The 257-nt window shown below is 72.0% G+C and carries 1 protein-coding gene; it reads left to right on the top strand.

From position 1 onward, the window contains the following. Nucleotides 1–205, top strand: a 205-nt coding sequence (locus C7C45_RS32885) for an Lrp/AsnC ligand binding domain-containing protein (RefSeq protein WP_146247487.1), incomplete at its 5' end; no start/stop codon positions are given. Nucleotides 206–257: the final 52 nt, after the last annotated feature.

The raw sequence follows: 257 nt of genomic DNA, 5'->3' as shown, positions 1-257 counted from the left end.
CGACCCGGCGGTGGCCGGCTGGCCGGAGATCCTGGAGATCCACCGGATCACCGGCGACGCGTGCAGCATGTTGAAGGTGGCCGCCGGCTCGATCGGTGCCTTCGAGGGGGTCATCGACCGACTGGCCCCGTACGGCCAACCGTCGAGCACGATGGTCCTCTCCTCCCCCCTCGACTGGCACCCCATCACCCCCCTCCCGAACTAACCCCTACCCCCCAGCCCCCACCCGCCCCCCCCCGCCCTCACCCGCGCGATCT

The organism is Micromonospora arborensis (assembly GCF_003205615.1).
In the GTDB taxonomy this organism is placed as follows: domain Bacteria; phylum Actinomycetota; class Actinomycetes; order Mycobacteriales; family Micromonosporaceae; genus Micromonospora; species Micromonospora arborensis.
The sequence above is the reverse complement of the archived record's forward strand: the minus strand, read 5'-3'. Positions and strand labels throughout refer to the sequence as shown.